14 protein-coding genes are annotated in these 18,239 nt (G+C 43.5%); 4 read left to right on the top strand and 10 right to left on the bottom strand.

Annotation, left to right across the window (positions count from 1 at the left end):
* Positions 1-214: 214 nt before the first annotated feature.
* Positions 215-703 carry a bactofilin family protein gene (locus DB520_RS22990; RefSeq protein ID WP_114752131.1) on the bottom strand — a complete coding sequence of 163 codons (489 nt, stop codon included), beginning with the start codon at positions 701-703 and terminating at the stop codon, positions 215-217.
* Between the two features lie 857 nt (positions 704-1,560).
* Between DB520_RS22990 and DB520_RS22995 the strand changes: the two genes are divergently transcribed.
* Both DB520_RS22995 and smc read left to right on the top strand, forming a co-directional pair.
* Positions 1,561-1,992 carry a response regulator gene (locus tag DB520_RS22995; RefSeq protein ID WP_114752132.1) on the top strand — a complete coding sequence of 144 codons (432 nt, stop codon included), beginning with the start codon at positions 1,561-1,563 and terminating at the stop codon, positions 1,990-1,992.
* A 113-nt stretch (positions 1,993-2,105) separates the two neighbouring features.
* Complete coding sequence (smc, locus tag DB520_RS23000) at positions 2,106-5,663, top strand: chromosome segregation protein SMC (RefSeq protein ID WP_114752133.1); 3,558 nt, start codon at positions 2,106-2,108, stop codon at positions 5,661-5,663.
* 7 nt (positions 5,664-5,670) lie between these two features.
* Here smc and DB520_RS23005 read toward each other — a convergent pair whose 3' ends face one another.
* The 7 genes from DB520_RS23005 to DB520_RS23035 all read right to left on the bottom strand — a co-directional run bounded on the left by DB520_RS23005 (position 5,671) and on the right by DB520_RS23035 (position 12,636).
* Positions 5,671-6,189: a DUF6691 family protein gene (locus tag DB520_RS23005; RefSeq protein ID WP_114752134.1), complete on the bottom strand. Its 519-nt coding sequence runs from the start codon at positions 6,187-6,189 to the stop codon at positions 5,671-5,673.
* Between the two features lie 17 nt (positions 6,190-6,206).
* Complete coding sequence (locus DB520_RS23010) at positions 6,207-6,788, bottom strand: YeeE/YedE family protein (RefSeq protein WP_114752135.1); 582 nt, start codon at positions 6,786-6,788, stop codon at positions 6,207-6,209.
* A gap of 36 nt (positions 6,789-6,824) precedes the next feature.
* Positions 6,825-8,252, bottom strand: a complete 1,428-nt coding sequence (locus tag DB520_RS23015; RefSeq protein WP_114752136.1) for an OprD family outer membrane porin — start codon at positions 8,250-8,252, stop codon at positions 6,825-6,827.
* 80 nt (positions 8,253-8,332) lie between these two features.
* Positions 8,333-9,751 carry an MBL fold metallo-hydrolase gene (locus DB520_RS23020; RefSeq protein WP_114752137.1) on the bottom strand — a complete coding sequence of 473 codons (1,419 nt, stop codon included), beginning with the start codon at positions 9,749-9,751 and terminating at the stop codon, positions 8,333-8,335.
* A gap of 76 nt (positions 9,752-9,827) precedes the next feature.
* A complete protein-coding gene (locus tag DB520_RS23025) occupies positions 9,828-10,151 on the bottom strand; it encodes a rhodanese-like domain-containing protein (protein WP_114752138.1) in 324 nt (107 codons plus the stop codon).
* 132 nt (positions 10,152-10,283) lie between these two features.
* Entirely contained in the window at positions 10,284-11,162 is an 879-nt protein-coding gene (locus DB520_RS23030) for a sterol desaturase family protein (protein ID WP_114752239.1), read from the bottom strand.
* A 133-nt stretch (positions 11,163-11,295) separates the two neighbouring features.
* Positions 11,296-12,636, bottom strand: coding sequence for an MBL fold metallo-hydrolase (locus tag DB520_RS23035; RefSeq protein WP_114752139.1), 1,341 nt, complete (start codon positions 12,634-12,636; stop codon positions 11,296-11,298).
* Between the two features lie 230 nt (positions 12,637-12,866).
* On the opposite strand from DB520_RS23035, the gene DB520_RS23040 reads away from it, so the two are divergent.
* Together DB520_RS23040 and DB520_RS23045 are read left to right on the top strand one after the other, a co-directional pair.
* Positions 12,867-14,810 (top strand): fumarate reductase/succinate dehydrogenase flavoprotein subunit, encoded by a 1,944-nt coding sequence (locus DB520_RS23040; protein ID WP_114752140.1) that lies wholly within the window; start codon positions 12,867-12,869, stop codon positions 14,808-14,810.
* A 247-nt stretch (positions 14,811-15,057) separates the two neighbouring features.
* Positions 15,058-15,789 carry a succinate dehydrogenase/fumarate reductase iron-sulfur subunit gene (locus DB520_RS23045; RefSeq protein ID WP_114752141.1) on the top strand — a complete coding sequence of 244 codons (732 nt, stop codon included), beginning with the start codon at positions 15,058-15,060 and terminating at the stop codon, positions 15,787-15,789.
* Here the strand turns inward: DB520_RS23045 and DB520_RS23050 are convergent.
* Together DB520_RS23050 and DB520_RS23055 are read right to left on the bottom strand one after the other, a co-directional pair.
* The gene (locus DB520_RS23050) at positions 15,786-17,495 is read right to left on the bottom strand and encodes a GMC oxidoreductase (protein ID WP_114752142.1); all 1,710 of its coding nucleotides are present in this window, start codon (positions 17,493-17,495) and stop codon (positions 15,786-15,788) included. The genes DB520_RS23045 and DB520_RS23050 overlap by 4 nt on opposite strands.
* A gap of 41 nt (positions 17,496-17,536) precedes the next feature.
* A complete protein-coding gene (locus DB520_RS23055) occupies positions 17,537-18,070 on the bottom strand; it encodes a gluconate 2-dehydrogenase subunit 3 family protein (protein ID WP_114752143.1) in 534 nt (177 codons plus the stop codon).
* Between the last annotated feature and the right edge of the window lie 169 nt (positions 18,071-18,239).

Below are 18,239 nucleotides of genomic sequence, written 5' to 3' on the forward strand. Positions count from 1 at the left end.
CATTGGTCAAACGAAATCAAGCAGGATTAAAAGTCACCAGGACCGATGGCCTATAGCATAGCTACCGGCTTATCGAGATCCCCACGAATCTCGACAACCAGCAAAACTGGGCAGGCTATCCCGGTCTACTGACCGCCAAAAAACATAAACACTTTAAAGTAAGGCAATAGCTGTTTGCTATTGCCTTACTTTTTGATGCATACATAAGCTGTCATCAAAGTGCATTTACACCCATTTTATACTGAAAGTTGCCTTTTTTCCCTTTCATTATCATAGGGGTGTTTTCATTGGATTCTTTTTTCTCATTAGCTTGATCAGGGCTATTTGCTTCACCTCTCTTATTTCCACTAATCTTTTTTAAGGTTGCCTCCACGTCCGCTCCTGGCTCAATCTGGATGCTTTTGGTGACAATGATACCAGAAACCACACCTGTAGGAGTAATCTTGGCTAAGTCAGAAATGGTTACCTCTCCTTCTACTAGGCCGTGAACACACAGATCCTTGGCATTAATGTTACCCAGAATTTTCCCTGTTTTCCCAACTACCACTTTTTTGGTGGTCTTAACGTTCCCATGGATTTCCCCTTCCACACAAATGTCGTTTTCAGATTCAATGTCTCCCAAAATCTTGAAACCAGCTGCAAAAAATGAAGTGTTTGCTGCCATTTTGATCTGATCTGTCGAACTTTTTTCTTTACTCCACATGGTAAACCTAGTTATAAAATGATAAATAAATTTAGTAAATCTTAAGAAAGGATCCCCTGGCTTTGATAAAATACCTAACAGTTTATATCTTTCTGATGGCTGAATTAAGAATTAAAATTTGAAAGAAACAAAATAAATTTTTACAAAGCATTTTGGGTAATATGTATATAAAATATCTGTATATGTGATCCTAAGCCCTCCAGTTAAATGGATTGATTTTCTGCGGCAAGCCTTACTGGAAATAACGGGATGGAAGCACTAGCAAGTTTACTAAATCATTTTAGGATAAAATATAACTTTACCAAGTATTAATTTCATCATAATTTTTTTATGAAATCCTCTTACAAAATGTTTTATAGGAAATACTTTTTTTTCCCTATCAACCTGATATTGCATTAAAAACCAAAAATCATTTCCGTTTTTTTGGAATAGGCAATTACCCTTATCCTGAGATATTTGGGGGGTTTTATTAGAGAGCCAGAATATATGTTAATTATTTTATATTTATTATTCTTTTATTCAAATTTATTGTAGATTTACCTCAATTTAAGGTCTAAGGCCTCGCTTGCAGGAGATCATTTTTCATTTTCGGTTTTTTACACCTAAATTGGAAACTGGTTTAGCAGCTATCCTATTCCAAACTATTATTTCAACCTGAAATCGAGCCTGCCTGGACGGCAGTCAGGCATGGAGAGTACCTCACACGGAGCATGATTATGGTGGCGAGATTCTCCCGAAGTGAATTCCCCGAAATGAGTTCGGGGCAGGCAGGGGCAGGCTATCTGACTATTGAAAAACAATTATAAACAGAGGAAAACCATTCGTTTAACTTTATATTTTACTGAAAGATTTATACCATGAAGACTAATCTGGAAACTTTGATAGTGGATGATGATAAACTCACGCTACATTATATCCAAAACATAGTGAAAGAATCAAAGTTGGAAGGTCCTGTGAAAACCTCAACCAATGGGAAAGAGGCCTTAGAGATTTTGGAGAATGCAAAAGATAGCAGCGAAAAAGTATTGGTGTTATTGGACATCAATATGCCGGTAATGGACGGTTGGGTGTTTCTGGATAAACTCCAAGAAAAAGAATACAAGGAAAAAATCCAGGTGGTGATCGTCTCTTCCTCCAAGGATCCAGCCGACAAGGAAAAATCTAACGATTATCCTCAAGTGATGGGGTTTTTGGAAAAGCCCGTGTCTCCTAATGTATTCGTGGAAATCTTTGACCTTTTCGACTCCAATATCGTTATTAAAACCAATCCTTCTTCCAACAACAAATAAGGAAAGCCGGAATGTTTTTTCCGGTGAACTTTTAACTTTGACTGTGCCTACCTGATACCTATTGTTTATCGGGCAAGTCTCCTTATTTTTGTCTGCTTCAAACCCTAAGATTCATGCTGCTATCCAAACTAGAAATTCGGGGATTCAAAAGCTTTGGCGAAAAAATAGTAATCCATTTCGACAAAGGGATAACAGGAATTGTAGGGCCAAATGGATGCGGAAAATCAAATGTAGTGGACGCCATCAGGTGGGTGTTGGGGGAGCAGAAAACCCGTTTGCTCCGTTCCGATAAGATGGAAAACGTGATCTTCAATGGAACTAAGACCAGGAAACCCCTCAACATGGCCGAGGTTTCGCTCACCTTCGAAAACACCAAAAACCTCCTACCCACAGAATACACCCAAGTTACCATTTCCAGGAGGTATTACAGGTCAGGAGAAAGCGAATACCTTTTAAATGGCATTACCTGTAGGTTGAAAGACATCACCAACCTATTCATGGATACCGGGATCAACTCCAACAGCTACGCAATCATAGAGCTGAAAATGATCGATGAGCTGCTAAACGACAAAAACAATTCGAGAAGAGAACTTTTTGAGGAAGCGGCTGGCATCTCCAAATTCAAAACCAGAAAAAAGGAAACCCTGAGGAAGCTTGAGGATACGGATGCGGATCTGGCCAGGGTGGAAGACTTGCTTTACGAAATAGAGAAAAACCTAAAATCCCTGGAAAAACAAGCCAAACAGACAGCCAAGTATTTCGAAATCAAAAAAACCTACAAGGAAGCAAGCATTGCCTTGGCAAAAAAGAGCGTAATACAGCAAAGGGAAACCCTACTAGCCCTGAACAAAAAAATCGAAGAAGAACAGGATAAAAAACTAAGCCTTCAGACGCAGATCAATGAAAAGGAAGCCTTTTTGGAAAATTTGAAAGCTGATCTGATCCAAAAAGAGAAAATTCTTGCATCCCGTCAAAAAGCTCTTAACGAACACGTGAATAAAATCAGGCAGTTTGAGAGTGACAAAAAGATCAAAAACGAAAGACTAAGATTCCTGGAAAACCGAGCCCAAGACCTACGGGAACAAATCAACCAAGACAAAAAAAGTAATGAAAGGGCAGCCTTTAGCCTGCAATCCCTGAAGTTGGAAAAAGAAGCTGCTGAAAAACTTTTGGCAGAAAAGGAAGCTGTAGTTAAGGAACTAAAAGAAGTATTTGAGGAGAAAAAGACAATACATAATGCCACCCAGGAAAAGCAAAAAGTACTGAACCGGGATTATGCACTGAAAAAAGACAACATTTACCAGCTGAGTAAGTCCTTAGAAATAAAGCAAATGCAGCTTTCCACCCTAAAACAGGAATTGGAAAAAACTGCCTCCGACGATCACAGCCAGGAAGAAAGCCTTGCAGAGTTTGAAGAAAAAATGGTAGAAGTGCGGGAGATACTGGATCAGAGAAACCGTGCCCTCACCAAAGTGAAAAACGATGAAACCAGCCATTTACAGGCATTGGAAGAAGCCAACCAACGTGTGGATCTGATCCGCGAGGAACTCACGCAGCTCAGCAGAAAGGCAGATGCAAGGCAAAACGAATATAGCCTCACCAAATCACTAGTAGAAAATCTGGAGGGCTTTCCTGAGGCCATTAAATTCCTCAGAAAACAAACCAAGTGGGGGAAGGAAGTTCCTCTACTTTCGGATATCCTGACCACAGACGAAAAATACCGGATCAGTATAGAAAATTACCTGGAAAACTACATGAATTATTATGTGGTGGATACCCAGGAGCAAGCCGTTACTGCCATCAACTTATTGAGCGATGCAGCCAAGGGCAAGGCAAACTTTTTTATCCTGGAGCATTTCGAGAAATTCAAGCCCTCCCACAACAAAATTTACCCAAATGCGGTACCTGCAACGGAAATTGTGGAATATGATGGAAAATATGCCAGGCTTATTGCTTATATCCTTGATGATGTCTACATCCTTAGAGGCAGCTTGCAGGATGTTCCGGAAGGCGAAGATGCAGTGTTCATTACCGAGAACGCCAAATTCATTAAAAGAAAGTTTAGCCTATCAGGTGGTTCGGTGGGACTTTTTGAGGGCAAAAGAATTGGGCGAGCCAAAAATCTGGAAAAGCTTGAGAAAGAAATTAAGGACCTCAACAAAAAAATCAGTGGCGTGAGGGCCAACTTAGACAACAATTTGAGTGGGCTAGCCAAATTGAAAGAGAAATCCTTCAGGCAACCCATTGAGGTACTTCAGGAGGAAATAAATGGCGTGAATGAAGAATGGGTTTCCGTAAAAACCAAAAAGGAACAGCTTAGCCAAATTCTCAACTCAAATGCCAACAAAAAAGAGGACATAAGCGAAAGGATTCAGTTTTTAACGGAGGAAATCAAAGAGGTCAGCCCGAAATTAGCCGATGAGAAAAAATTCTTCGACGGTATGGATGAGGAATTGGAACTAATCAATGAGCAGCTTCAGCTTGCCTCGGACGAATTATCCGGACATTCCCAACGCTACAACGAGGAAAACATAGCCTTCCATCAGCAATCCAACAGGTTAAACAGCTTGACACAGGAAATTTCATTTAAGGAAAGTACCTTTGAAAGCAGCCAGGAAAGGATTGCAAAAGGGCAGACAGAGCTAAGCCAAATCGACCAGGAAATCAAAACTCTCATCTCCAGCAATGAAATAAAGGACGATGAACTCATCGAATTATATACCGAAAAAGAGTCCATTGAATCTGGGGTGAGTGAGGCAGAGAAAGAATACTATGCCCATAGGGGCACCATAGACGAATTGGACAAATCCATCCGGGAAACGCAGAAAATGTTGGGAAACATTGATACCCTATCTATGGAACTCCAAAACTCCCTGAATGAGGTAAAGCTAAGGCTCAGCTCCATCAAAGAACGGCTGAGTGTGGAATTTGAACTGGATCTGGAAAAACTTATGGAAGAGGATGAATCCATTGATGAGACCTTCCAAAACCATACAGAAGAACAGATCAGAGATGAAGTCCGAAAAGCCAAGGACAGGTTAGAAAGGATAGGCCCCATCAACCCCATGGCCATGGAGGCTTATGATGAAATCAAGGAGAGGCACACCTTCATCACCACACAAAAGGAAGACCTGGTCAATGCAAAAGATTCCCTGATCAACACCATTAAAGAAATTGACGAAGTGGCCAGGGAAACCTTCTTGGATGCCTTTGACAAAATCAAAGAAAATTTTGTGAAGGTCTTCCGCTCATTGTTCACGGCGGAGGACGATTGTGATTTGAAGCTGACGGATCCTGACAACCCCCTAGAAAGCACCATTGAAATCATCGCCAAACCAAAAGGCAAACGACCGCTGACCATCAATCAATTGTCTGGGGGAGAGAAAACCCTTACCGCAACATCCTTATTATTCTCCATTTACCTCCTTAAGCCTGCACCCTTTTGCATTTTCGATGAGGTGGATGCCCCTTTGGATGATGCCAACATCGATAAGTTTAACCAGATCATCCAAACCTTCTCCGAGGAATCCCAGTTCATCATAGTTACTCATAATAAGCGAACCATGGCCAGCACAGATATCATTTATGGCATCACCATGATAGAAGCTGGGATTTCCAGAGTAGTCCCTGTGGACCTCAGAGAGTTGGTGGACGACAGCCCATCCTCATGAACACCTCTTAATTAGGGAGCTTGTCGGCAAACCTTCCATATACCCAGGTTCCGAAAACAGCACTGAGAAGGGTGACGGCAACCACGGTAAAGCCGGTGCCAATCTGCGCAAACAATGGCCCGGGACAAGCTCCAGTCAAGGCCCAGCCTAGCCCAAAGATAAACCCGCCAATGACCTGCCCTTTTCTAAACTCCTTGTCCGCTATCTTTATAGGCTCCCCATCGAAAGTCTTGACTTGGAAACGCTTAATCAATTGTATGGACAATATGCCCACCAAAATGGCAGAACCAATCACCCCGTACATAAAGAAGGACTGAAGGCGAAACATCTCCTGTATCCTAAACCAAGAAATAATTTCAGCCTTTACAAAAACTATCCCGAAAAGGATGCCCACAACCAGATATTTCAATAGTTGCGTACTGGATTCAGGAACTTGCTGCATATTTGGAGCCTCGCAATTAACAGGAGAATCCAAACCTGCACTTTGATTTTCATTTTTATTTATTTTTTCTTCCTTTACTTTCATAGCTATTCTTCTCTAAATTAAATTCCAACCCAATTCATAATCAGGGGCAACAAGAAATGCGTCATAGCAAAGCCCCCCAACATAAAGAAAATGGTGGCCACCAAAGAGGGCCATTGCAAGTTGCTGATACCCATGATAGCGTGACCAGAGGTACATCCACCTGCATATCGGGTCCCAAAGCCTACCAAGAACCCTCCAATCACAAAGAAAAACAACCCTTTCATCGTGAGTAAATTCCCCCAGTGAAAGATCTCCGCAGGGAGCAGCTGTCTAAAATCACTGATACCAAGTGCCCTTAAATCTTCTTGGGTGCTCTCCGCAACTACTATGCTTTCCGGATTGCTCAACCAAAGGGAGGCCACAACTCCACCCAGTAATATACCCAGCACAAAAACCAGATTCCACACCTCCTTTTTCCAGTTATAGGTAAAAAAAGGGATATTTGCCGGCATGCAAGCCGCACACATGTGCCGCAACGAAGAAGAAATCCCAAATGATTTATTCCCCAACAGCAACAGTGCAGGCACCGTAAGCCCTATCAAGGGTCCTGCCACATACCAAGGCCATGGCTGTTTTATCCATTCAATGAATTGATCCATCTTATATAAATTTATTTGTCCAATAATTTTCACATATTAAAACCGGTAATCCATGACAAGATTAGCATTCCATAGATCCACTCGGTTTATTCTATACTTGTCACTTACCTCTGCTCTACCCTTTGAGGTCTTATTGACCAGCAAGAACCTTAATTCCAACCCTTCTAGATTGCCTTTAAAGGCATAACCCACATCTCCGGTAAAATGGTAATAGGAGGGGACACCATATTTATTGAGTTGGTAATTTTCAACACTAGGTTGGGCGATACTTCCTATTCCCAAATTGGTAATTAAGCTTGGCTTTTGCCAGCTTTTTCGATATTTTAGTACGTATGCCCTTACGCCTCCATTTCCCTCAAACCTCTCTCTGGGTAGGCTAGCGTAGAAGCTCTCCCTGCCCCACTCCCTCGGAAACAAGAATCTTCCGGAGGAAGAATGGAAAAGGTTATTGAAGGTGAATTCATGCCCCCTACTGGAAAGTCCAATCCTAGCTCCCACTCCCCATGCGTTTTCACCTGGTACAATGTAGGCTTTTCCCGGGTCAGGGTTGCCTCCTTTGTTTATGCTATATTGCCTAAACCCCTCCAAACCTGAAAGCAGGCCCACCTTTCCTTTACGCCAACTTTTTTCAAGTTTCATGTAATGTAGGCTAAATACATTTTCGGCTAAATAGTTCCAGATTTGCAAATCTATTCCCTTCTCTTTATGGTAATTAACTCCAAGCAGACCCAACCCCCTAGAGTCTACATTTCCATGATAGGAGGATGAGGAACCGAAAACATTTCTCCCAAAGGGATAGACCCCATAGGAATCGGAGACGGTATACCAATCCACCGTTCCTCTCATGGTAACATGATTGTACCAGCCACCCATAAATTCCCAGTTTTGCTTTTGGTAGTCAATTGTCAGGCCACTAAATACATTCGGTCGCATTCTGTTGTCCTGCTCATTCAAGAAAGGGCTGTTCACCCTTTGTCTCCCAAAAGTCGTTGTAAGCCCACCATTCTTATAACTAATATAAAGATGCTCCAAACGATCCAGGTCTTTTGAGTTTTGAAAATCGTTCATATCATAGAGTAGGATTTCATATCGGTTTACATTTCCAGTAGTGGGGTCAGGTACTCGAAGGTTGTGCTCAAACAACTGGAAAACAAAAAAACCACTGAAACCAACCTGAAAGCCCTTAAAGCGTGGACTGGCATAAGCCACTCCACCTCCCGTGGCTGTGGTGAAATAATCGGTCAATGCCCTCCAGTTTGAAGTTCCCATTACAAAGGTCCTTAAGTGGAAATCAATAGTGCCTGCCTTCAAGGAATCCGCTAATCTAGGAGAGGTACGCCCTAATGAGTCCTGAAAAACTGAAGCGGCAACAGGGCTACTTATCCACCAAATCAGCGATAAAAGCAGAGCTGGTCTCCAAATAAACCCAATCCTTTCTTTTCCCTTTTTCCAAAGCTCCTTCATCTGTCAGGATTAGTTTGCGAAAATGGCAAGGAAACCCTCCTTGCCACTTTACCATTTACATCAACCTATAAGTTCACCCCTTAAAGAAGCGTAGAAGGACATATGTAGTCACTTACCTCAAACTTTCCTGAAGCCTTAATCGCATCAAATCCTCCTTCAATGTCTATAAGATTGTCATACCCCCTAGCCTTCAGGATAGAGGCAAAAATCATAGACCTATACCCCCCTGCGCAGTGCACGTAGTACGGCTTTTCCTTATCCAGTTGTGCCATGTTTTGGTTGATGTAATCCAAGGGCACGTTTTCGGAACCAAGTACATGCTCACTTTGGTGCTCACTGGCCTTTCTAACATCTAGCAGTTGAAGCTTTTCCCGAGACTTTTTGGCAAACAGCTCTTCCACAGGTATAGAGGTGATGGTGTCAATTTCCTTGCCTGCACTTTTCCAGCTTTCAAAGCCTCCCTTCAGATAACCCAATGCCCTGTCATAGCCTACCCTTGCAAGCCGGGTGATGATTTCTTCCTCTCTTCCCGCTTCAGCAACTACCAAAATTTCCTGCTTCACATCCGGAATAAGCGTACCCACCCAGACGGCAAAGCTGCCATCTATACCAATATTGATCGAATTTGGGATAAAGCCCTTGGCAAATTCCTTCGCTTTCCTGGTATCCAGGACAATGGCTCCTGTCTCATTGGCGGCTACCTCAAACTCTTCGGGAGTAAGTGCCCTTTGCCCCCTATCCAGCACCTCATCAATACTGTCATAGCCTTGGATATTCATCATCACATTTTGGGGGAAGTAGGAAGGAGGGGGAGTGAGTCCCTGTGTTACCTCCTTTATAAACTGCTCCTTACTCATTTCCTGGAGCGCATAATTGGTCTTTTTCTGGTTGCCTAAGGTATCGGAGGTCTCTTTGCTCATGTTTTTGCCACAGGCACTTCCAGCACCATGGGCAGGATATACGATAAGATCATCAGCCAAGGGCATAATTTTATTTCTAAGCGAATCATATAAATGACCCGCCAATTTATCCTGGGTGAGATCCGCAATCACTTTTTGCGCTAAGTCAGGCCTGCCCACATCCCCAATAAAGAGGGTGTCTCCGGTAAATAGAGCCTGTTCTTTTCCATTTTCATCCCTAAGCAAATAAACCGTGCTTTCCATGGTATGTCCTGGAGTATGAATTACCTCCATGCTTACGTTCCCCAACTTAAACACCTGTCCATCCTGGGCAATTTCAGCTTTGAAGCCCAGCTCCATGGAGGTAGGCCCAAAAACGATGGTTGCTCCTGTCTTTGCAGCCAAGTCCTTGTGGCCAGAAACAAAGTCGGCATGGAAATGCGTTTCGAAAATATACTTGATCTTTGCACCGTTTCTTTCTGCTTTCTCAATGTAGGGCTGCACTTCCCTCAATGGGTCAATGATGGCCGCCTCTCCATCTGACTCTATATAATAGGCTCCTTGTGCCAAACATCCCGTATATATTTGTTCTACTATCATCTTTTCGAAATTTTTTAAATTTTTAATTTATTTACTCAAAACTAGTGATTAAATAGAGGGTTCTATAGGACTTTTATCACACAAGACCCATTACCCCGCCTGACAAATTGTTCACTTTGTCAAACCCCATTTCACTCATCAACTTACAGGCTTTGGCACTTCGGTTGCCACTTCTGCAATACACATAATAGGTCTTATCTCTAGGTAGTTTGTCCAAGTGTGCCCTAAAGGTTGCGTCAAAGAAATCTACATGTTTTGCTCCCTTTAAATGTCCCGATCGGTATTCTCCCAAGGTACGTACATCCATTAATACAGCACCTTTGTGGGAAGAGCTACGGACAAAGTCCAGTGAGGATAAGTCAGTGTATTTTTTTCCTTTAATTCTAAACCAGTTCCACATCTTTGATTAATTATTTTGATAATAACCCAAAGATAGGGGTAAGGAATGCCCAAATTCTGTAATGAAAGTCACATTATCCTCCACTTTTACGACATTATGAGGTTGTCTTTAGGCAGGTTTTTTTTGACTGGGTCAATCCCCTTTGTTTTTCCAGAATGGATAGCTTATCTGTTGCCAAAAGGTTTTGGGATATTTCTCCATCCCATCAAAACCTAGGGGCTCATCCCGCCCATCATTAGGAATGTATGCAGTACGGAATAGGTAGTCCCATAAACTCAAGGTAATCCCATAATTGACACCAGAGGACCCTTTAGGAAGTTGTTTGGCATGATGCCAGGTATGCATTACCGGATTATTGAGCACATACTTTAATGGCCCGTAGGTCACCCTTATATTGGCATGATTAAGGTGCCCTATGGCAGTAGCAAAAATATGCACTAGAAAAAATTCCTCCAACCCAAACCCTATCATGGCCAAGGGTATGTATTGTGCAGTCTTATATACAATGGTTTCCATCCAGTGAAACCGCAAATGAGCCGCAAATCCCATTTGTTCCACCGAATGATGCAACTTGTGAAATTCCCACAAAGCAGGAATCCTGTGCAAAAAACGATGCACGTTCCATTGGATAAAGTCCGCCAGAACAAAAAGGATCAACAGTTGTGACCAAGTGGGCAGGCTTGCTACCTCTATTGCCACAAGGTTTGTGACTCCAAACAGCCCTAAGAAGTCATTGAAGGCCTCCACTGCCACATTGGAAATAGCATTGTAAGCAATCAACGAAAAAAGGAAAAAGTTGAAAAACATATAAAACCCGTCAAGCCAAAAATCCTTTCGAATTAGGGGTTGAGACTTTCTCCAGGGGAATACCAGTTCCAACAACCACACCCCAAGCGATAGGCCTACCAGCCACCAAAAGTAATTACCCCATGAAGGATACATGATTTCATCCAACAAATAGGTGAAATAACCATAATAGCCATCCACAAAAATCTGAAAGTATTTCTCAATCATAATTCAATAATGCGATCTTTCTTACAATTGTTCCCTATGCCATATTGAAAATAAGGCGGCCAACAGGAAAAGGGGGACTTCACCAAAAAAAGGTGAAGTCCATTCATAACTACTGTTGAAATCGGGGTTCTTAAAAATCATTGACAGCTTCACTCATGTCCAAGACCTGAACACCTTCTAGCTTGGCTTTGACTATACTACTTCCTGCAGCAGATCGGTACCCCCCGGCACAATGGACCGCTATGGGCTTATCCCTCGGCAATTCCTTTGCCCGTTCTCTCAGCTCGGGAAGGGGTATATTAATGGCAGCTTCAAACACCTTACTGTCTTTTACTTCTGGGGAGTTCCTGACATCTAAAATGGTAAAGGCTTCCTTATTTGATTCAAACTTATTTTTGTCAAACTCATCAAATCCTTCTCCATCATCCAGGTCAAAGACAAATGCTGCTTTGATATTCAGTTCATAGCCAATCTTTGCAGCTTTTTTTATCATTTTCTGAAGAGCATCCTCATCCTCTGCTATCAAATAATAGGCTTCCGAAGGGTCTACAATACTTCCCAGCCAAGTTTCAAACTTGTCCCCATCCATGATGTTGATTGCCCCGGGCAGGTGGGAGCTCTTGAACTTATCAGAGGGCCTAGTATCCACTATTACAGCACCCTTTTCAGGGACATGGTTCTTTTTTATAAAATTCACGGCTGAGATACTTTCTTCATAGGCAGGAGCCCCCTGCTTGTTGAGGTCCACGTCATAGGGGAAGTATTTAGGGATAAACGGCTGGTCTTTCAGTAGCAAGTCCACGAACTCGGCCTTGCTCATTTGCTGCAGGGCATAGTTGCCTGCCTTTTCGGCACCTATGCTGCTGGAATTCGCTTCACTCATGCCCTTACCACAAAGCGAGCCGGCTCCATGAGCAGGGTATACCAATACTTCATCTGCCAGTTTCATCAGCTTATTCCTGGTACTATCATACATCATCTCTGCCAGTTCCCTCCTTTTGGCTTTTTGGTTACCAGCATTCTCACGCAAATCCGGTCTTCCCACATCCCCTATAAATAAGGTATCCCCGGTGAAAACCGCTTTTTGTTTTCCCATTTCCTCGAGCAAGATGCTTATGCTGTCCGGACTGTGGCCTGGGGTATATATGGCCTTTAGCCTCACCTCTTCTCCAAGATCGATTTCATCCCCATCATCAAATACCTGATGAGGATAATCTGCACCTACCTTTTCACTTACATAAATGGTAGCTCCGGTCTTTTGGTGCAACTCCAAGTGGGAACTGATAAAATCTGCATGGGGATGCGTTTCTACTATCCCTTCCAGTACTGCTTTATTTTTTTTCGCAAAGTTCAAATAGGGTTTGGGATCTCTACCCGGATCAATTACATACACCCTTTCACCTACCAAAATCGCATAGGAGAAATGGGCAAGTCCTTTATCCTCAAATTGTTCTATATAATACTTATTCATGTCTAGATAAGGTTAATTTTCTACAGGTTACAATAAATTTCCCTTTGGGAATTAACACAAAAGTAAGTCCAAAGTCATAGAGATAAAGTGACTAATGTTACAATGAAAGATCCGAAACCCTTGCTACAAGGACTTGATTGTCTTCCAATAATTTAATAACATTACAAATTAAACCTTCCCAACTGGCAATTCGTACCAAACTTACCAAGCAAAAATTTTATTATCTAACTATGCCGGACCGTCCTTTCACCATTGACACTTTTACCTCCCTAGATCCTAAAGTGCCTCTTGGCCCATTGGAGAATAAATGGAGTCATTTCAAAAACAATTCCCGGTTGGTAAGCCCTTCGAATAGAAAGAACTACCACATCATCGTGGTAGGCACTGGCTTGGCAGGGGCATCCGCTGCGGCATCCTTAGCAGAACAAGGGTATAAAGTCAGCACATTCTGTTTCCAAGATAGTCCAAGAAGAGCACATTCTGTAGCAGCACAGGGTGGTGTGAATGCCATGAAAAATTACCAAAACGATGGCGACAGTGTGTTCAGAATGTTTTATGACACATTAAAAGGTGGTGATTTCAGGTCGAGGGAGGCTAATGTTTATAGGCTTGCGGAATGTTCCGCACACCTTATTGACCAAGCTGTGGCCCAAGGGGTTCCCTTTGCTAGAGAATATAGTGGTTACCTGGCCAATAGGTCTTTCGGGGGTGTACAGGTGAGCAGGACCTTTTATGCCAGAGGGCAAACCGGACAACAATTACTGCTGGGAGCCTACCAAGCCATGATGAGGCAGGTAGGCCTAGGAAAAATCAAAAGCTACAGCAGACACGAAATGCTCGACCTAGTGGTAGAGGATGGCAGCGCCAAGGGCATTATCGTACGGAATTTGGATACTGGGATGATCAGCAGGTTTGCCGCACATGCGGTGGTGCTGGCTACAGGGGGTTTTGGTAAAATCTATTATTTGTCCACTTTGGCTATGGGTTGTAACGGGACTGCCATTTGGAGAGCTCACAAAAGGGGGGCACTTACTGCATGTCCCAGTTGGACACAAATACACCCCACTTGTCTGCCACAGTCGGGCACTCACCAATCCAAACTCACCCTGATGTCGGAGTCCTTAAGAAACGATGGCAGAATTTGGGTTCCTAAACAAAAAAATGAAACCAGGCAGGCAAAGGACATTCCAGAAGAAGAAAGGGACTACTACCTGGAGAGGAGATATCCTTCTTTTGGAAACCTGGCACCTAGGGATATTTCCTCCAGGGCGGCGAAAGAAAGAATCGATGCGGGATATGGAGTGGGGAAAATGAAAAATGCCGTTTACCTTGATTTCAAGGATGCCATAGCAGTCCAAGGGCTAGAAGTTATCAAAAGGAAATACGGGAACCTTTTTGATATGTACAAAAAAATCACCGATGTGAATGCTTATGAAGAACCCATGTTGATATCGCCTGCGGCGCACTTTTCGATGGGTGGGCTTTGGGTGGATTATGAACTAGGCACCAACATTCCCGGACTATTTGCCATAGGAGAGGCCAACTTTTCCGACCACGGCGCCAATAGGCTGGGAGCCAATTCTTTGTTGCAAGCTTGCGTGGACGGTTATTACATACTCCCCAATACACTTCCCCAATACCTGGCATCCATGGACGATAAAAAGCTGCCTGTTGTGGAATCACCTGAATTCGATGCCGCCGAGGAGAAAATCAGAAACTCCCTTCAGCAACTATTGGACATACGGGGCAAGCGAACGGTGGACGATTTCCACAGGCAACTCGGAAAAATCCTCTATGATAAATGTGGACTGAGCAGGTCAGCAGAAGAGCTTTCAAAAGCCATTCAGGAAATTGACGAGCTAATGGCCCTATTTTATAGGGACGTAAAAGTTCCGGGTAAGCAAAATGAAATGAACGATGAATTGGAAAAAGCGGGAAGGGTGGCCGATTACCTGGAGATCGGAAGGCAAATGTGCATAGATGCGCTCAGCAGGGAGGAATCCTGCGGTGCTCACTTTAGAGAGGAATACCAAACTGCCGATGGTGAAGCATTAAGGGACGATAAACAATTCAGGTTCGTGTCCTGCTGGAAATACGATAAAGAAAGGCCTTCCCTGGTAAAAGAGGCTCTTAATTTTGAATTTGTCACACCATCAGAAAGAAGTTACAAATAAATGAAATCGAGCCTGTCCTGACGGCAGTCAGGGCATGACGAGCACGTCACACACTAGGATGATTATAGACTGCGAGATTCCCCCGAATCGAGTTCCCCGAAGCAAGTTCGGGGCAGGCAGGGGGAAGCTATATGACCGCTGAAAAGACAATTATAAACATATGAAATGCCCATGAAAAAAAATTCTCACACAGGGGGATGATTATCTAGGGCATTCCATCTGGCCTTAAAAAAACAATTATAAACAGATGAAATTCGAACTGAAAATTTGGAGACAGCCAAACCCCGATGCTAAGGGGGCCTTCCAGAAGTATTCGGTAAAAGACATTTCCCCGGACATGTCTTTTCTGGAAATGCTCGACACGCTCAATGAGGAGCTAATCCTGAAGGGTGATCCCCCGGTTGCCTTTGACCATGATTGTCGGGAGGGAATCTGTGGGCAATGTGGAGTAGTAATTAATGGCCGGGCCCATGGCCCCTTGGATCAAACTTCCACTTGCCAGTTGCATATGAGGTCTTTTTCAGAGGAAAAGACCATAACAATAGAGCCCTTTAGGGCTGCAGCTTTTCCTGTCAAAAAGGATCTAAAAGTGGATCGCTCTGCCTTGGACAGTATTATTGCGGAGGGTGGTTTCATCAGTGTGGAAACCGGTCAGGCACCGGAAGCCAACACTATTCTTATTGGTTCTGAACAGGTAGAGGAAGCCTTTGACGCTGCCTCCTGCATAGGTTGTGGAGCCTGTGTGGCTAGTTGTAAGAATGCCAGCGTCGCCCTTTTTACCGCCGCAAAAATCAGCCATCTCAGCAAACTCCCACAGGGACAACTGGAGCGGAACTCCCGTACCAAGCGCATGGTTCAGGCCATGGACAAAATGGGTTTTGGATCCTGTAGTAATACCGGAGCCTGCGAAGTGGAATGCCCACAAGGAATAAGCATCAGCCACATCGCACATATGAACAAACTCTATTTCCGATCCTAAATTTCGCCTTTTTTTAGTGTCTCTACAGCGTGGTTGACTGCCCTGGCAGTAAGGGCCATATAAGTAAGCGAGGGATTTTGTGTGCCTGAGGAGGTCATGCAAGCACCGTCTGTCACATAAACGTTTTTGCAGGCATGCAACTGGTTCCATTCGTTTAACATAGAGGAACCGGGGTCCTTTCCCATTCGAACCCCACCCATTTCGTGGATATCCGAACCTGGGGGTGAATGGCTGTCTGAAGCCTGTATGTCTTGAAACCCTGCCTTTTCAAACATTTCCGAAAGCTGTTCCTCGTAGTCCTTTACCATCTTGTCATCATTTTCCGTCCAATCACATGAGAGAACCAATTGGGGGATACCATACTTATCGGTTTTGTCAGGGTGTATCCTCACGTGGTTTTCCTCAATAGGCACCACCTCACCCATCATCCAAGAGCTCACCCACCAAGGGCCTAGCTTTCTGTCTACCAGATTGGCCTTCAAACTGGCTCCTACTCCCTCCCTACTAAACTGAGTGCTTCGGGAAGAAGACCCAAAACCGACTGCATATCCCCTCAAAAAATCTGTTTCTTGCTTATGTACATTTCGGAATCGTGGAATATAGCTGTGACTGGGATTTTTTCCCTTGCTCATCACATCTTTGAATTCCTCACTTCGTGCCGAAACCCTTCCACGGAAATTGTGCCAAATGATATACTTTCCAAGAGTACCACTGTCGTTTCCCAATCCATTTGGAAAACGGGAGGAGGTGGAATTCAATAGAATGAGATTGGAGTTGAGTGCTGAAGCATTCAAGAAAATAACATTTGCATAATATTCTACCGTTTCACTGGATTGGGCATCTATGACCCTCACTCCGGTTGCCTTTCCTTTCTCTTCGTCAAAGATGATGCTATGTACCACTGCATGGGGCCTCAGGCTCAGGTTACCCGTCTTTTCAGCCCAAGGAAGTGTGGAGGCATTGCTGCTAAAATACCCACCAAGTGGGCAGCCCCTGTTGCATAGACTTCTGTGCAGGCACTTCTGCCTTCCTTGTTCCTCGTATATTCCTTTTTGCTCAGTAATATGGGCACATCTCCCCTGAATAAGCTGCCGATCAGAATAGTTGTTTTTCAGCACCTGTTGAAAATGTTTTTCCACGCAACTCAACTCTATAGGAGGCAAAAACTCCCCATCGGGTAACTGGGGTACACCGTCCCTGTTTCCCGAAATTCCGGAAAACTTCTCCACGTGGCTGTACCAGGGCGCAATGTCTTTATACCTTATGGGCCAATCCACTGCAAACCCGTCCCGGGAAGGTCCCTCAAAGTCAAATTCCGACCAGCGCTGGGTTTGCCTTGCCCAAAGAAGCGATTTACCTCCTACTTGATAGCCCCTTGTCCATCGGAAAGGTTTCTCCTCTATTGTTTCTTGTTCTTTTTCCTTAACAAAAAAGTGAGCCGTACTCTCATGCATCCTGGGGCCCCTATGGCCGTATTCCTGTTGTTTGTCATAGGGTATCTTACCTCCGAACTCAAACTCCCATGGGTGTTTGTTGGCAGTGGGGTAGTCTTGGATATGCTTTACGTCCCGGCCCCTTTCCAACACCAATGTCTTGAGCCCCTTTTCGCAAAGTTCCTTGGCTGCCCAGCCACCACTGATACCAGAACCGATCACGATGGCATCGTACGTTACTTCCTTTCTGCCCTTAATCCCTAAGTGTGCCATTCTCTTCTTACTTATTTAGTCTAATAGGTTTACTTCATTCACTATGTCCCGGCTTGTACCGGAACGCATCCTTGATATCCTCCTGGTGCCATTTCATAATTGGTGAAATTGGTCAGGTAATATTCGGAGGTGGTATATCCCAGAATGCAATATTCTTTCAATTCCTGATAGGCCCTTTGCTGTTCCGGCTGATTCTTATCATCCATAAGAGTCAAAATCTGCTCTCTGTTTGTCCGGGACAAGGTATGAAAACTGTTTTCTTTTTCTTTTCTGGACATGTCTTCTACCATATTCAAGTAGCCCACGAATTCACTCACATCCTGCTCACTGTAGCAATTTGCTATCAATCGATTAATAAAATGGTGCACTTGCAACTCAACTGCTCCCTTGGTGTCGGTTTCAGGTAAAAAAGTATCCACAATGGACTCGAGGTTTTGCCCTTGTATTTGATCCAAATCCAATAGCTTGTGGGGTTTTTCCGCTTCTCCATCCTGGGTGCCTGGCTCACATCCTGGAAGTAATACCAACCCCCATACACTCAAAGCCATGGTTCTCAATGCATCTCTTCTTTCCATATTGGCAATAAAGTTATTTTTTCAAATATATCATACCTTATTCAGCCAGACGGTAAAATTCCTTTGTTTTCCTCAATTAAGAAGAAAAGTTAAACTAAGAAAATGATGTTAATAACAACTTATTTACATAATATGACAAAATCCTTAAATATTGGTTTGCGAAATACCT

This window comes from Pleomorphovibrio marinus, from assembly GCF_003347495.1.
GTDB classification, from domain to species: domain Bacteria; phylum Bacteroidota; class Bacteroidia; order Cytophagales; family Cyclobacteriaceae; genus Pleomorphovibrio; species Pleomorphovibrio marinus.

Excerpts from the sequence above, each read along its gene's own strand:
- DB520_RS23015 (WP_114752136.1), bottom strand. The coding sequence starts at position 8,252 with ATGAAGGAGCTTTGGAAAAAGGGAAAAGAAAGGATTGGGTTTATTTGG.
- DB520_RS23035 (WP_114752139.1), bottom strand. The coding sequence starts at position 12,636 with ATGAATAAGTATTATATAGAACAATTTGAGGATAAAGGACTTGCCCAT.
- DB520_RS23005 (WP_114752134.1), bottom strand. The coding sequence starts at position 6,189 with ATGAAAGTAAAGGAAGAAAAAATAAATAAAAATGAAAATCAAAGTGCA.
- DB520_RS23025 (WP_114752138.1), bottom strand. The coding sequence starts at position 10,151 with ATGTGGAACTGGTTTAGAATTAAAGGAAAAAAATACACTGACTTATCC.
- DB520_RS23055 (WP_114752143.1), bottom strand. The coding sequence starts at position 18,070 with ATGGAAAGAAGAGATGCATTGAGAACCATGGCTTTGAGTGTATGGGGG.
- DB520_RS23045 (WP_114752141.1), top strand. The coding sequence starts at position 15,058 with ATGAAATTCGAACTGAAAATTTGGAGACAGCCAAACCCCGATGCTAAG.
- DB520_RS23040 (WP_114752140.1), top strand. The coding sequence starts at position 12,867 with ATGCCGGACCGTCCTTTCACCATTGACACTTTTACCTCCCTAGATCCT.
- DB520_RS23010 (WP_114752135.1), bottom strand. The coding sequence starts at position 6,788 with ATGGATCAATTCATTGAATGGATAAAACAGCCATGGCCTTGGTATGTG.
- DB520_RS23020 (WP_114752137.1), bottom strand. The coding sequence starts at position 9,751 with ATGATAGTAGAACAAATATATACGGGATGTTTGGCACAAGGAGCCTAT.
- smc (WP_114752133.1), top strand. The coding sequence starts at position 2,106 with ATGCTGCTATCCAAACTAGAAATTCGGGGATTCAAAAGCTTTGGCGAA.
- DB520_RS22990 (WP_114752131.1), bottom strand. The coding sequence starts at position 703 with ATGTGGAGTAAAGAAAAAAGTTCGACAGATCAGATCAAAATGGCAGCA.
- DB520_RS22995 (WP_114752132.1), top strand. The coding sequence starts at position 1,561 with ATGAAGACTAATCTGGAAACTTTGATAGTGGATGATGATAAACTCACG.
- DB520_RS23050 (WP_114752142.1), bottom strand. The coding sequence starts at position 17,495 with ATGGCACACTTAGGGATTAAGGGCAGAAAGGAAGTAACGTACGATGCC.